This window comes from Pseudoalteromonas sp. MB47 (genome assembly GCF_011319765.1).
GTDB lineage: Bacteria > Pseudomonadota > Gammaproteobacteria > Enterobacterales > Alteromonadaceae > Pseudoalteromonas > Pseudoalteromonas simplex.
On record NZ_VFBD01000022.1, the window covers coordinates 27,099 to 40,255 of the forward strand.

At 42.8% G+C, this 13,157-nt stretch carries 14 protein-coding genes; 9 read left to right on the forward strand and 5 right to left on the reverse strand.

What is annotated here, in order from left to right:
* Position 1 precedes the first annotated feature (1 nt).
* From IMPJCBKJ_RS12755 to IMPJCBKJ_RS12765, 3 genes are read left to right on the forward strand one after another with little or no spacing between them, the layout of a single operon-like run.
* On the forward strand, positions 2–529 hold the full coding sequence (locus IMPJCBKJ_RS12755; RefSeq protein ID WP_166340625.1) for a hypothetical protein: 528 nt from the start codon (positions 2–4) through the stop codon (positions 527–529).
* A 2-nt stretch (positions 530–531) separates the two neighbouring features.
* The gene (locus IMPJCBKJ_RS12760) at positions 532–1,875 is read left to right on the forward strand and encodes a sigma 54-interacting transcriptional regulator (protein ID WP_054551193.1); all 1,344 of its coding nucleotides are present in this window, start codon (positions 532–534) and stop codon (positions 1,873–1,875) included.
* A gap of 8 nt (positions 1,876–1,883) precedes the next feature.
* A complete protein-coding gene (locus IMPJCBKJ_RS12765) occupies positions 1,884–2,384 on the forward strand; it encodes a DUF1543 domain-containing protein (RefSeq protein WP_054551194.1) in 501 nt (166 codons plus the stop codon).
* A 1-nt stretch (position 2,385) separates the two neighbouring features.
* Here the strand turns inward: IMPJCBKJ_RS12765 and IMPJCBKJ_RS12770 are convergent, their stop codons facing one another.
* The 4 genes from IMPJCBKJ_RS12770 to pdsR form a co-directional block, all read right to left on the reverse strand.
* Positions 2,386–2,595, reverse strand: a complete 210-nt coding sequence (locus IMPJCBKJ_RS12770; protein WP_054551195.1) for a hypothetical protein — start codon at positions 2,593–2,595, stop codon at positions 2,386–2,388.
* A gap of 50 nt (positions 2,596–2,645) precedes the next feature.
* The gene (locus IMPJCBKJ_RS12775; protein WP_156426462.1) at positions 2,646–2,816 is read right to left on the reverse strand and encodes a hypothetical protein; all 171 of its coding nucleotides are present in this window, start codon (positions 2,814–2,816) and stop codon (positions 2,646–2,648) included.
* Between the two features lie 113 nt (positions 2,817–2,929).
* Positions 2,930–5,056, reverse strand: coding sequence for a proteobacterial dedicated sortase system histidine kinase (pdsS, locus tag IMPJCBKJ_RS12780; protein WP_166340626.1), 2,127 nt, complete (start codon positions 5,054–5,056; stop codon positions 2,930–2,932).
* Positions 5,056–5,745 (reverse strand): proteobacterial dedicated sortase system response regulator, encoded by a 690-nt coding sequence (pdsR, locus tag IMPJCBKJ_RS12785; protein ID WP_138616368.1) that lies wholly within the window; start codon positions 5,743–5,745, stop codon positions 5,056–5,058. Before pdsR ends, pdsS begins: the two co-directional genes overlap by 1 nt.
* 219 nt (positions 5,746–5,964) lie before the next feature.
* On the opposite strand from pdsR, the gene pdsO reads away from it, so the two are divergent.
* The 3 genes from pdsO to IMPJCBKJ_RS12800 are packed head-to-tail and all read left to right on the forward strand — an operon-like array spanning position 5,965 to position 9,301.
* On the forward strand, positions 5,965–6,702 hold the full coding sequence (gene pdsO, locus IMPJCBKJ_RS12790) for a sortase-associated OmpA-like protein PdsO (protein ID WP_054551198.1): 738 nt from the start codon (positions 5,965–5,967) through the stop codon (positions 6,700–6,702).
* 26 nt (positions 6,703–6,728) lie between these two features.
* Complete coding sequence (locus IMPJCBKJ_RS12795; RefSeq protein WP_166340627.1) at positions 6,729–8,729, forward strand: marine proteobacterial sortase target protein; 2,001 nt, start codon at positions 6,729–6,731, stop codon at positions 8,727–8,729.
* Positions 8,717–9,301, forward strand: a complete 585-nt coding sequence (locus tag IMPJCBKJ_RS12800) for a class GN sortase (protein WP_166340628.1) — start codon at positions 8,717–8,719, stop codon at positions 9,299–9,301. Before IMPJCBKJ_RS12795 ends, IMPJCBKJ_RS12800 begins: the two co-directional genes overlap by 13 nt.
* Here the strand turns inward: IMPJCBKJ_RS12800 and IMPJCBKJ_RS12805 are convergent.
* Entirely contained in the window at positions 9,211–10,155 is a 945-nt protein-coding gene (locus IMPJCBKJ_RS12805) for a DMT family transporter (protein ID WP_054551338.1), read from the reverse strand. The genes IMPJCBKJ_RS12800 and IMPJCBKJ_RS12805 overlap by 91 nt on opposite strands.
* 385 nt (positions 10,156–10,540) lie before the next feature.
* Between IMPJCBKJ_RS12805 and proB the strand changes: the two genes are divergently transcribed.
* The 3 genes from proB (at position 10,541) to IMPJCBKJ_RS12820 (ending at position 13,097) form a co-directional block, all read left to right on the forward strand.
* A complete protein-coding gene (gene proB / locus IMPJCBKJ_RS12810) occupies positions 10,541–11,644 on the forward strand; it encodes a glutamate 5-kinase (protein ID WP_054551200.1) in 1,104 nt (367 codons plus the stop codon).
* A gap of 63 nt (positions 11,645–11,707) precedes the next feature.
* The gene (locus tag IMPJCBKJ_RS12815) at positions 11,708–12,670 is read left to right on the forward strand and encodes a GGDEF domain-containing protein (protein ID WP_054551201.1); all 963 of its coding nucleotides are present in this window, start codon (positions 11,708–11,710) and stop codon (positions 12,668–12,670) included.
* Between the two features lie 67 nt (positions 12,671–12,737).
* Positions 12,738–13,097, forward strand: coding sequence for a glutathione S-transferase N-terminal domain-containing protein (locus IMPJCBKJ_RS12820; protein WP_054551202.1), 360 nt, complete (start codon positions 12,738–12,740; stop codon positions 13,095–13,097).
* Positions 13,098–13,157 lie beyond the last annotated feature (60 nt).

Genomic DNA, 13,157 nt, shown 5'->3' on the forward strand with positions numbered 1-13,157 from the left:
TATGGGCTTAGCGAATAAAGCCAGTTTTATGCTTGTTATAGGCACACTTTTTATAACAGGGTGCACGATCACGCAAAAGCATGTTGAGGCAGAGCAAATAGAGCCGGCAGCAGAAGTGAAACCTCAAGGGCAACCTAACCCCAAGCCTCGGCCGAAAAGTGAGCCGTTATATCCGCCTGCAAGTACAGTCATTGCTTGGCATGCTGCCAAGTGCGGTGGCTTTAAAGCAAGCTCTGATAAAGCAAATTATGTTGGCGAAAATGAGCTAAAGCGTCTGTTTGAGTCGATTTGTTTACTCGGTGCTTCAGAGCCAGAAAAAGCTCTTAGTCAGCTTGAAAAAAGTGACCATGCTTTTTATTGGCCAGATGATATTAAGCAGTATCTATGGTTACAAAAGCAATATTTACAACAGAATTTAGCGGCAAAACAAGCTAAGCAAGCACTGAGTGATGAAATGGAAAAAACCTTATCGTCGCTTGCGACTATCGAACAACAACTTCTGCTACGTGAAGAGACCAAGGAGCAGTAACCATGAATGAAGTAACAAAACCACGGGTTTTATTAGTAGATGACGATGCGAGTTTATTAAAGTTACTAGCGATTAGAATTGAGTCTAAAGGCTATTTGGTAAACACAGTTGAAAGTGGCATTGAGGCATTACAAACACTAAAAAACCAAACCTATGATGCGGTGATCACTGACTTAAGAATGGATGAAATGGACGGCATGGCTCTACATCGCCAGTTACAAAGTCGTTACCCTTCAATGCCGGTGATTATGATGACAGCACATGGTTCGATACCTGATGCAGTGGAAGCGACGAAGCAAGGTATTTTTGCATTTATTACCAAACCAGTTGATAAAGATGAGCTGTTCGACAGCCTTGCTAAAGCTATTGAGATCCATGGTGTACACGGTGATGAAACACCGACACAAACAAATATTGTCACCCGTAGCGGCGCGATGTTGCATTTACTTGAGCAAGTTAAATTGCTTGGTCCAACGCAAGTGAATGTGTTGATCTCCGGTGCTAGCGGCACAGGTAAAGAGCTGCTTGCACAAGCGATACATCAACATAGCCATGTTAGTGATGGGCCATTTGTGGCAATTAACTGTGGCGCTGTGCCGGGGGAGCTTTTAGAGTCTGAATTGTTTGGGCATAAAAAAGGCGCGTTTACAGGCGCAGTAAAAGACCATCAAGGTTTGTTTCAACAAGCTCAAGGTGGGACCCTTTTTCTGGACGAAATAGGTGATATGCCGCTAAATTTACAAGTAAAGCTGCTGAGGGTTTTACAAGAGAAAACCATTCGTCCTGTAGGCTTTCAAGAAGAAATCCCAATTGATGTGCGGGTGGTGTCAGCGACTCATAAGAACCTCCCAGAGGCAATCAATAATCAGCAGTTCCGTGAAGATTTATATTACCGATTAAATGTGGTGAACTTAAAACTGCCTCCGCTTTGTGAACGCCGAGAAGATATTAGTTTGCTAGCACAGCATTTTGCAGGTCTAATTGCTAAACGTATGGGGCAAGAGCAAAAGCAGTTTGCCAATGATGCGATGCATGCTTTGGTGCGCTATGATTGGCCGGGTAATATCCGTCAATTACAAAATGTGATAGAGCAGGTAGTAGCCCTTACACCTGGTAAAGTGATAGCTGCTCAGTTAGTTGAGAGTGCATTAAATAGTAATGTTAGTATTGCTGAGCCACTTTCGTTAAATGATGCAAAAAAAGAATTTGAGCGAGATTATTTAATTAATACGCTGAAAATGTCAGCGGGTAATGTTGCAGAAGCCGCAAAGCTTGCGAAACGTAATCGCTCAGATTTTTATAAATTAATCAAAAAGCACAACATTAATGTTGAAAGCTTAATATAAGGAAAAACATGGCGCTTTTTTTAGTCTATCTGGGCGGTCGTATTCAAGGTTGCCACATTGAAATGCACGACGTTCGATTTGTCGTAGGCGATAGCATTGAGCAAACCTACTCAAAACTAAAAGCACAATGGGTGGGTGATAAAAGCAACGTACACATGGATAGCTACATGCAAATTCAGCACATTGATGGTTATCAGGTCGAAGTGGTTGATAGTGCGCATCACCAAGCCGAAAAACTGTATTTTGTGAATTTGGGTGCTTACCGAGCTGATAGCCTTGCAGAGCAGCATGATTTTGCATTGTACGTTGCGCGTAGCAGTGAAGAAGCAAAGCAACGCGCTAAAGAGTCTTTATTGGCGGGAATGACTCATCTTCATAAAGATGACTTACACGATGTAGACGATTGTTTTGCGATTGATTTGTTAGATAGCAACTTATCAATCAAATTAACGCCAAGCGGGCAAGCTCAAGCAATGAAGCCCGATTGGTTTGGCTATCACGTGTTGTGATCTATTCTTGGTTATCGTTTTTACTGGCAACTTTAAAGGCGATAATCACCAATCCAAACAAGGCAAATGGCAGTGCAGCGAGTAAATACTCAACGGTATGGCTGTCTTGGTAGTTAGGCTGGAGTAGGAAGTGACCTGCAACACAAAGTAAAATAGCCACGAATAAAACGGGCAGTAAAATCAGTTCTTTTTTAGGTGAGTGTTTTTTCATTACAAGGCGTTATATTCCAAAGGTGCGCCATTGTAATGATCTCAGCTTACTCAGGTCAAATAAGTTGCTTTGTAGTTTGCTTTATATTGCGCTGTATCAACTTTTTTAGTGTCAGCTTTTACAGGCTGCTTTTTTGGAGCCGCTGGTTTATCGGTTGCTTCATTATAGCTAAACAGCCCCATAATGAATTCAATCTCTTCACGTTGTAATCCAGATCGCATGATGCCCTCCAAAGAATAATTTGCCTTTTGTATTACAAATATTACGTCCTGTAATCTGAATTATCGGTGAATACCCAGTCATTAAACTGTAATCATATGTAACGCAAATATGCTTATTTAATAGGCAGCTCCACAGTAAACACAACACCTGTGCCATCAGCTAAATTTTCGGCCAATACTTTACCGTGATGGTAATCGCAAATAAGCCTTACAATATAAAGACCTAAACCCAAGTGGGGCTGCTGCTGATGTTGCTGACTTCTCACCGAGACCATTGAGTCGAAAATGTGTTCAACTAAACCGTCAGGGAGCAGAGGTCCTTGGTTGCTGATTGTTAATAATGCATGGTGCTCTTGCTTGGTTAAGCTGACTGAAATTGTGCTTTGCGAGGTTTTAAACTCAAGTGCGTTGTTGATGAGCTTATCGAGTAATTGGGCAATAAATTCTGGTGCGCCACTAACATTTAACGGCTCTTTACAAAGCGACAATGTAAATAGGCTTTCACCATAGGTTATTTGATAGCCCTGCATGCAGCCGGTGATCACCTTGGTCAGGTCAAACTCTTCTGCCTCGGCACTTTGAATACTTTGTTCAAGGCGCGTTGCTTCACTCATGGTGGTAATAATTTTACCTAACCGCTCAACCCCTTCACTAGCACGGTCGAGGTATTTTTGACTCAGTTCAGATTGCGGCTGCATTTGTAAATTTTCAAGCGATGAGCGCACAACAGCCACGGGCGTACGAAGTTCATGGGAGAGTCGTGATGACATATTTTCTAAGTAATCAGTATAACCACTTAAACGGCTAACAATGTTGGCAAAGCTGCGAGAAAGATCGCCAATTTCGTCATTCGAATCGGCATAAGTAATTTTGCCGGTGATCCGCCCTTGAGCATCAATGGCTTGTTCGGCGTTGTCACGTAAGCGGCGAATACGGCTGGAAATTCTTGAAGCAAAAAAGAACAGTGTCACAGTACCAACAAGCATCACCGCTAAAATGACATTAAATAGCTTTTCTAACGATTTATTACGCAGAGTACGCACGCCGTTGGTGGTTTCTTCTGCGATTACTGCACCTATTACTTTGTCTTGGATCCAAATAGGGTAGGCCGCCGATAAAATAACGGCTTTGTTATCTGGGGTTAAGCGCCATGATGATGCGGGTTTACCATTTAAAGCGCTGGCTATGTGAGTACCTTGCATCGCTGCGACATCATGTAAGGTATCAATAAACTCATTTTCTGGGCGAGTTAAAATTTTATAGTAAAGTGGGTGTAAGTAATCTTGCTCAAAGCGTTGCCACCAGGTTGTTGCGGGCGCATCTTTTAGGCCGTCTGCCCAAACGCCATCGGCATGATGAATTGAGCCAGATTGTGCAAGTACACGATGATGGTTATCGACGACCCAAATTCGGCTGCCACTGTGGCCCATGCCTTTCAAGATACGGTTAATTTCTGGCGAAGGCACTAAAACAGAGCCGATATCATTGGGGTTTTGTAGATTTGAGGTCGACATAAGCTGAGGCTCAACCTTGTCTTCATCCCAATCTTCAATAGCAAAACCAAGCTTATTACCTAGCATCGAAAGTGGAAAACGCAGCTCTATGTTGTAACCCGCGTTGGTGCTTTTAAAATAGCCTTGGATTTTAGTGACCGGCTCTTGTGTAGCAGCATCAAAGGCATTAACCCAACCATCTTGGCGGGCGGCCACCACATAACGTTTAAATTCACCTTCAGGTGTTTTTAACATGATCTGTAAGTGATCATTACGGGTAAAGCTAAGCACATTTTTAGCACGATACACCAGTGAGCTGTCAGTGACTTTAAAAGCCGCATAGAGGTAGTTTTCGTATTTGCCCACCATATGATCAAAACTTAGATCACTATCATGATGCTCATGGCTTAACCCCTGTAAATAGCGCTCGTCGTAATGCCAAAATAGGTTTTGATAAGGCTGCCACTCTGACAATTTACCATCAAGTTGAATCGGGTTATTTAGGTTATAGGCATATAAATCTCGGCCTTTTACAACTTGATCTAAAAAGTTGGTTTGCGAGTCAAACAAAGCAGGGCGCTCATGTAATGCGGTTGCGAGTGCGCGGGTGGTGCCCACTAAGGTTTTTTCTTGCCCTTGTCTTAAGAACTTTTCCATTTCCCAAACATACTCATAGCCAAGCCAAGGCAATAAAAATAAAAAGCAGGATAAGAAAATGAACTTTGTTCTAAGCCCCAAACGCAGCATTAAGCTTGCTCCCAGCGATAACCCATACCGTAAACGGTATCAATGCAGTCAAATGCACCATCTAAAGCAATAAACTTTTTACGAATGCGTTTTACGTGTGAAGTAATAGTGCTGTCATCAACATAAATTTTCGCATCACTCATTAATTCGTTGCGGCTTTTTACATGGCCTGGACGCTGTGCAAGTGAATGTACCATCCAAAATTCTGTCACAGTTAAATCAACCAGTTGCTCTTGCCAAAAAACCTGCATGCGCTGGGTATCTAACTTTAACGGGCCACGATGCAAAAGAGCAGTTTGATCGGCGGGTTGATCGAAAGCATCAAGGCGTCTAAACAAGGCACCAATGCGAGCAGCAAGATGCGCCATACTGATGTCTTTGGTTAAGTAATCGTCAGCACCCATGCGCAGGCCACATACGGTATCAATTTCACTATCGCGGGCGGTTAAAAATATAATCGGTAAGGTTTTAGAAAGACCGCGTAATGTTTGGCAAAGTAAAAAACCACCATCTACTTCATGGCCAAGGCCAATATCAACAATGGCTAAATCTGGTAAAGATTGACTAAATGCCAGTTCAGCACTGGCTCTGTCAGCAAAGCCTACAACCTGATAGCCCTGAGCGCTGAGCATTTCTGTGTAGTTTTCGCGGATTGCTGTTTCATCTTCAACGATTGCTATTTTCTTCATTGTTAATACTTACTTAAATTCTTTCTATAGCGAACTATACCTAATTTTTTGCCTTGCGTACTGGCAAAAACGCGATTGCCATTTTTCTGCCACAATTGCTCAGCAGTTTGCCTTTTTTGATCCCCTTTATTGCCATTTCGACTTGTTTTAATAGCTCCATACCAAGTTCGCAACACCAACCAATGTTGCCAAGCAATTAAGTAGAAAAAGGATTAAACCATGAAAAAATTAATTATTGCCGCTGTTATCACGTCTGCTGTATCTGTAGCCCCTTTTGCAGACGCTGCGAGTCAAGCTAAACAAGAAACACCAAAAGAAACAGCCATTGGCTTAGGTGCAGGTGCCGTTGTTGGCGGCCTAGTCGGCGGCCCAGTGGGTGCATTTATTGGCGCGTTTGCTGGTGGCTTAATTGGCGAAAAAGAAGCGGCAGACAACACCATTGATGAACAAGCACACGCATTAGTTGTAATGAAAGAGCAAACCGCTGATTACCAACAAGTGATTGCCGATAACGCCGCCTTAAGTGAGCAGCTTGAATTATTAGCTGACGAAAAAGAGCAGTTACTACAAGCCCAATTGAACACCTTATTGGCCATGACGGTACAGTTTAAAACTGGCTCTAGCGAAATTGCCCCACACTTTGCTAACCAGCTTAATAAAGTCGCACAGTTACTTATTGCTCAGCCAAATCTGGCTATCGACTTAAATGGCTTTGCAGATCAGCGTGGTGATGAGTTGGCTAATTTAATGCTCTCAAAACAGCGTGTAAATGCAGTGCAAAGCTACTTAATTAAACAAGGTGTGCCTCATACGCGCTTAACCGCTACCGCCTTTGGTGAGCAGCAAAGTGTTGCCGATTCAAATAACTACGAAGACAACGTGTTTGACCGCCGCGTAACCTTAACGACACGCCCTGTTTCACAAAGCAGCTTACGCACAGCACAAAGTAACCACTAATTCATCGGTCGATGGAGTGACATATTATGTTGAGTAACCGTACCAAAAGGCTCCTTTTTGGGAGCCTTTTTATCCTCTTATTAGGTTATGCAGTTAACCCTGCATTTGCAGCCAATGCCAGTGCCGAACTACGTTTTTATGATGATTCTAATAGCCAAGTGTCGTCGGGCTTATTAGTGAAAAACGATGTCACTATGACGCTCACTGGGCTTATTAATCATGTTGTTGTTAAACAGCGTTATCAAAACCCGCACCCGTTTGCGGTTAATGCCCGATATGTGTTTCCGTTACCAGATGAAAGCGCAGTTCATGCCATGCAAATGCAAATTGGTGAGCGCATTATCACCGGTAATATTGCCCTTAAGCAGCAGGCTGAACAGCAATTTGAGCAAGCCCAAAAACAGGGTAAACGCGCCGCTTTAGTACGTCAGCAACGCGCGAACATTTTCTCTACTGATGTAGCAAACCTTGGAGCAGGGGAAGAGATTGAAATTACCTTGCAATACCAAGAGATAATCGGTTTTCGAGATGGTGTGTTTTCACTGCGTTTTCCAACCACTATTACTCCGCGCTACGAACCTTTAACGGCAGAACTGCAGCAAAAAGTGAATCTAGAAACAAAAGGCACAGAACAACAGAGCGACGCAACAGCTGATACAGCGCAATTGGCATCAGCGTGGCTAAAGCCTGTTTTTCATCGTGCACAAAGCCAAGAGTCTGATGCGAGCCTAAACCTTGCTATTTCGATGGATATAGGCCTTGAGCTGAGTGATATCAGCGCTAATTTAGCGGGCATGCAAATCGATAACCCAAGCTTTGGTCGGTACCAGTTATCACTTAATCGTGATGTTCCAATGGATAGAGACTTTGAGCTGACATTTAAGCCCCTTGATAAAGCCCACTCTCAGGCTGCATTTTTTACCGAAACAGTAGCAGGGCAAGAATATGGTTTACTGATGTTAGTACCGCCAAGCGATCACTTTACTTCGCAAGCTCGTCTGCCTCGCGAAATGGTGTTTGTTGTAGATACCTCTGGCTCAATGCATAGCCAATCAATGGAGCAGGCTAAACAAGCCTTGTTTTATGCCCTTTCATTATTGGATGAAAATGACAGTTTTAACATCATAGGCTTTGATAATGAAGTGTCGGTATTAAGTGACACGCCAATGATTGCCAATGACTTTAACATTCGCCGTGCAGAGCGCTTTATTTATGGCTTACAAGCCGATGGCGGCACCGAAATAGCAAAAGCACTGACTCAGGTACTTGATGGTAAACAGCATGATGGCTTTGTACGCCAAGTGGTGTTTTTAACCGATGGCAGTGTGGGTAACGAAACGCAGCTATTTAAACAAATTCAAACAGATTTAGGTGACAGCCGACTCTTTACCGTCGGTATTGGTAGCGCACCTAATAGCTTTTTTATGACCAGAGCTGCTGATATTGGCCGTGGTACATTCACTTTTATAAGTAGCACCAGCCAAGTACAGCCCAAAATGCAGCTGCTATTTGATAAATTAGCGCATCCCGCGGTTACAGAACTTGCACTTGAAGGTGATAAAGCAGTCCTTGAGTATTGGCCATCGCCATTACCTGATTTGTATTTTTCAGAGCCGGTTTTGGTTGCCATAAAGCTTGATGGCAGTCAGCACTTAACATTAAAGGGGCAAACAAACACAGGGCCAATGACGATTAATTTAGCAACGGCCAATGCTGCAAACGGCGAAGGTATCGCTAGACTCTGGGCAAGACAAAAAATTAAGTCACTACTGCTTTATAATGAAAAGGATGCGGTACGCGCAGAAGTCGAGACATTAGCACTTCAGCATCATTTACTTAGCCCTTTTACAGCCTTTATTGCAGTTGATAACTATGCGGATAATGAGATTGCAGAGCGTTCAATGCAAGTACGCAACAAACTTCCTAACGGCATGACGCTACCGCAAACCGACGGACAAAGCCGGGTGTTTATGTTACTAGGATTGTTGCTGCTTTCATTCTCGTGGTTATGGCAATGGCGACGCTAAAAAAAGCGCTGCCAGTTTGCAGCGCCTTACTTGGCATCGCATTGTTTGTGAATGGTGGCTATATGCAGGCGAAAGCTTGGCTGGCTCAGGCTCTGATTGAATCTGCTTGGCAGCAAGCTTTGCAAAGTCCTAATCAGCAAGTAAGGCCTTGGTTTTACGCCGATGGTTATGTCACTGCACACATAAATTGGCCAAGCCAGCAGCAAGAGTTGACTGTACTTGCTGGTGCATCGGGGCGAAACCTCGCGTTTGCCCCGGGGCATTTTTTGCCAAGCGGTGAACTAGGCAGCTCAAAAGGGGTGTTAATAGCTGGCCATAACGACACCCACTTTGCATTTCTAAAACATGTCGCAGTGGGGGAGCAGTTCAGTATGCAGTTGCAAAGTGGCCAGATTGAGCACTATCAAGTTCGTAGCATTGATGTTATTCATCAAAGCGAACAGGGCTTTTTAGCACAATCAGGCCTTTATTTATTAACCTGTTACCCTTTTGACTCGTTAGCTTCTGGGACTGATTTTAGATTATTGGTGTCGGCTGATAAATTATCGTCTACGTCAACTTTCAGTTCTTGATGACGTTGGCTAACAATAACACCGGCAAATACCACCGCAATACTCACCCATTGCCAAAGTGTCAGAACTTCGCCAAGTAAAATGGCAGACAAAATCAACGCAAAAATTGGAATGAGGTTTGAGTAAGCGGCAGCGGTTAATACCGACACCTTACTGATGGCGTAATTGTACATGCCATAGCCGCCTAAAGTGACACATGAGCCTAAATATAAAATGCTCAGTAGGGCACTTAAATCGTGCTGGTTTTCGCTGGGTAGTTCGATGAAAAATAAAAAAGGCGCGAAGAACAAGCTACCACTAAACCCTTGAATTGCTATTAAGGTCAGCGGTGAGTAACGAGCGACTAAGTGTTTTACGCTCACGGTATAAAACGCGGCGCATACCATCGCCATCAACTCTAAAAAGTTACCAAGCAGTGGGTTAGGGGCTTGCTCTGTGCTTGGTGATAATAGCGTTAATAAAATACTGCCACCAATACATAAGGTAAAGCCAACGACGATGGCTTTACTGATGTACTCTTTTAATATTAAGAACGCCAAAATAGCGACGATAATTGGTAAACAAGAGACAATTACCCCAGCTTGCGATGCTGAAGTGTATTCAAGAGCATGCCCTTCAAATAAATAATAGAAACAAGGCTCAGCCAGTGACATACCAATTAAGTACTTCCAGTCGCCTGGTTTGAACTCAAAGCGGATTATATAGCGCCATAAACATAAGCTAATCAATAGGGTGGTTAGCATTCTTAAAAAAATCACTAACACAGGATCATAAACATTGATTGCATGCTTTAAAGCAATGTAAGAGCTACCCCATAAAAAGGTCGCAATAATTAAGCATAAACTGGCTGGCATAGGTGTCGCTATTGAGTAAAAAAACGAGAGCGCGATCCTAGCATGAATTTTTTTAACTTGTTCAAAAACTGTTAGCTGGTATAAATATACCCAAACTACCTCAATATGCGAGTTTCAGTTGGAATTAAAAGCGATTTAGGCAAGGCATTGATTGCAAATAATAGTGGTTCTATTGTTAAAATCAAGAACGCAGTATAAATCGCTTTTAAACCAACCCTTTGGGCGCTTCACAGGCACTTACTCTCATCGTTGTTACTTCTTAAAAGGGACTGCCATTCTTGCAAAGTAACGCCTTGATATTAAATACCTGTGAAACGCTGAATTCTGCATATTGAGGTAGCTTGGGTATAATCTTTCTACTTTAATTACAGAATATAAGAATCAAATGCAAAGGCCACACGTCGTTGTTGTAAAGCTGGGCACAAGCGTGCTGACAGGCGGTACCGACAAATTAGATAAAGCACACATGGTTGAACTTGTTCGCCAATGTTGTGAATTAAAAAAACAGGGTTATCAGGTTGTTTTAGTATCAAGCGGCGCGGTTGCTGCAGGTCGCGAGCAACTCATTACCCCCTGTGGTCGCTCTTTGATTGAAAAACAAATGCTTGCCGCAATTGGCCAAGGGCAGCTTATTCATATTTGGCAGAGTCTGTTTGCTTTGTATGGTGTGAATGTAGGGCAAATGCTACTGACCCGCGCCGATGTAGAAGACCGTGAACGTTACTTAAATGCTCGCGATACTTTAAATGCACTACTCGCTCACAATGTGGTGCCAATTATCAACGAGAACGACGCTGTAGCCACCGCCGAAATTAAAGTCGGTGATAACGATAACTTATCTGCTTTAGTCGCAATATTAGCGAATGCTGAAAAGCTGTTATTGTTAACTGACCAAGAAGGCTTATTTACAGGCGATCCTCGCTCTGATGCCAATGCAACACTTATCAATGAAGTTGAGCATATTAATGATGAGCTCAGAGAGCTCGCTGGTGGCAGTGGCACCACCCTAGGTACCGGTGGTATGGCAACCAAACTGCAAGCAGCCGATATTGCACGTCGCGCCGGTGTTGAGGTAATTATTGCCAAAGGCGCAGGCAAAAATGTGATTTTAAATTGCATGGCCGACAAGCTCCCTGGTACACGCTTTTTAAAACTCACCGCACCAAAAGATGGCCGCAAAAAGTGGTTACTTGCAGGACCTAAAAGTACGGGGCAATTAGTAATTGATGATGGCGCAAGCCTTGCGCTTAGAGAACGTGGCGCAAGCTTACTGGCAAAAGGCGTAAAGACTGTGAAAGGGCAGTTTGAGCGTGGTGATGTGATTGAAGTGGTGACCTGCCAAGGGCAATGTATTGCTAAAGGCCTTGTTAACTTTAACCATCAAGAAATTGATCAAATTAAAGGCTGTCATTCATCGCAAATAACTGAGTTGCTTGTATTTGCACCAAGCAGTGAAGTCATTCACCGAGATGATATGATTTTGTTATAGTTTTTTAGTAATTCTAGCAAACTTAACTAAACTAAAGTTATGTTTTATTTTGGGGGCTTCTAAATGGCTTCTAATGCTTGCGGGCATGACTGGGTAGTCACTATAACGCAACAGGAAGAAGAGCCTGAGTTAGACAGTGCACTGATAAATGCTGTTGCTGAATTAGGTGAGTTTACACGTTTTGCAATCTATATTAATAAAACCTTTAATATTGGTCTTCCCGCACGGCTGTTAAATAAGAACACAGCCATTGAGGAGCTTAGCGAGCAAGAAGTCCTAGACTTATTGGCAAAAGTCAGTCGCAATAAAATTCGGATTAGCCGTGATTGTGGGGTGATATCGACATATGTGCCAATTTATTACACTGGCAATGTTGTCGGTATACTTGTTGTTGAATCTGATAAAGAGTTAACCGAGCGCTGCAGTATGCTAGCTATTTATATGCTGAATATCTATGCGAATCAGCTCTCTTTATTACATAAATCACAGCAGGATCCACTTACTGAACTTCTTAACAGGCAAACATTTGATAAAAAAGTGATTGAGATAGCTGCCAATACAGCGGTCGAGCATGACTCTAAGCAGTGTCATTGGTTCCTTGCTATGGTTGATATTGATCATTTTAAACGTGTTAATGATAACTATGGTCATGTAATTGGTGATGAGGTTATTTTACTTGTGGCACAGCTTTTAAAAAATAACTTTCGTATTGAAGATTACGTTTTTCGCTACGGCGGCGAAGAGTTTTCTGTGTTATTTCAAGCAAGTGACGAGTTAGATGCACGAAATGCACTTAATCGTTTTCGCTCCTGTGTTGCTCAATACCCATTTCCTCAAGTAGGCAACTTAACAGTGAGTAGTGGTTTTATGCCAATCTACGAGTTTGAAATGGTTGCCAGCCTTGTGCAAAAAGCCGACCAGGCCTTATACCATTCTAAAAACAGCGGTCGTAATTGTGTCACTGCCTATTCCGAACTAGATATTCAACAAAGCCAACCTCAAGATGATTCAATTGAGCTGTTTTAAGGTGTTGCAGCGCGCTTAGCTGTGTTAAAATTGCCCACTATTTTTTTGAACCCTATGAGAAGGTAAGATGAAGTTTGTTCGTTGGTTGTTAGGCCGCATCATTTTGTTTTTTGATTTTGTATTCACGCCACGTAGTAAAAAGCGCCCAGCAGCAGAGCAAGCCGCGCTTGATTCAGTGACATCACAATTTAAACTATATCAATTTAAAGCCTGTCCATTTTGCGTGAAAGTACGCCGTGCCATTAAACGTCAAGGCCTTTCAGTTGAAACCCGTGATGCCAAAGATAACGAGCAATTTCGCCAAGAGCTATTAGAGCAGGGCGGAAAAGTAAAAGTTCCTTGTTTACGCATTGAAGAAAACGGCCAAGTGACTTGGTTGTATGAATCAAACGATATCATTGCTTATTTAGATAAAGTCGCGGCATAAAGCGGCTTTTCACTTCGATTATAGCCCGTGCTGTGCTAGCATTTGGGCAAATTTTTTAAT

Bases quoted from the DNA above. Each gene is read 5' to 3' on its own strand.
- IMPJCBKJ_RS12820 (WP_054551202.1), top strand. From the start codon at position 12,738: ATGAAGTTTGTTCGTTGGTTGTTAGGCCGCATCATTTTGTTTTTTGAT.
- IMPJCBKJ_RS12755 (WP_166340625.1), top strand. From the start codon at position 2: ATGGGCTTAGCGAATAAAGCCAGTTTTATGCTTGTTATAGGCACACTT.
- proB (WP_054551200.1), top strand. From the start codon at position 10,541: ATGCAAAGGCCACACGTCGTTGTTGTAAAGCTGGGCACAAGCGTGCTG.
- IMPJCBKJ_RS12770 (WP_054551195.1), bottom strand. From the start codon at position 2,595: ATGAAAAAACACTCACCTAAAAAAGAACTGATTTTACTGCCCGTTTTA.
- pdsR (WP_138616368.1), bottom strand. From the start codon at position 5,745: ATGAAGAAAATAGCAATCGTTGAAGATGAAACAGCAATCCGCGAAAAC.
- IMPJCBKJ_RS12800 (WP_166340628.1), top strand. From the start codon at position 8,717: ATGGCGACGCTAAAAAAAGCGCTGCCAGTTTGCAGCGCCTTACTTGGC.
- IMPJCBKJ_RS12795 (WP_166340627.1), top strand. From the start codon at position 6,729: ATGTTGAGTAACCGTACCAAAAGGCTCCTTTTTGGGAGCCTTTTTATC.
- IMPJCBKJ_RS12765 (WP_054551194.1), top strand. From the start codon at position 1,884: ATGGCGCTTTTTTTAGTCTATCTGGGCGGTCGTATTCAAGGTTGCCAC.
- pdsO (WP_054551198.1), top strand. From the start codon at position 5,965: ATGAAAAAATTAATTATTGCCGCTGTTATCACGTCTGCTGTATCTGTA.
- pdsS (WP_166340626.1), bottom strand. From the start codon at position 5,056: ATGCTGCGTTTGGGGCTTAGAACAAAGTTCATTTTCTTATCCTGCTTT.
- IMPJCBKJ_RS12760 (WP_054551193.1), top strand. From the start codon at position 532: ATGAATGAAGTAACAAAACCACGGGTTTTATTAGTAGATGACGATGCG.
- IMPJCBKJ_RS12805 (WP_054551338.1), bottom strand. From the start codon at position 10,155: ATGCCAGCCAGTTTATGCTTAATTATTGCGACCTTTTTATGGGGTAGC.
- IMPJCBKJ_RS12815 (WP_054551201.1), top strand. From the start codon at position 11,708: ATGGCTTCTAATGCTTGCGGGCATGACTGGGTAGTCACTATAACGCAA.
- IMPJCBKJ_RS12775 (WP_156426462.1), bottom strand. From the start codon at position 2,816: ATGCGATCTGGATTACAACGTGAAGAGATTGAATTCATTATGGGGCTG.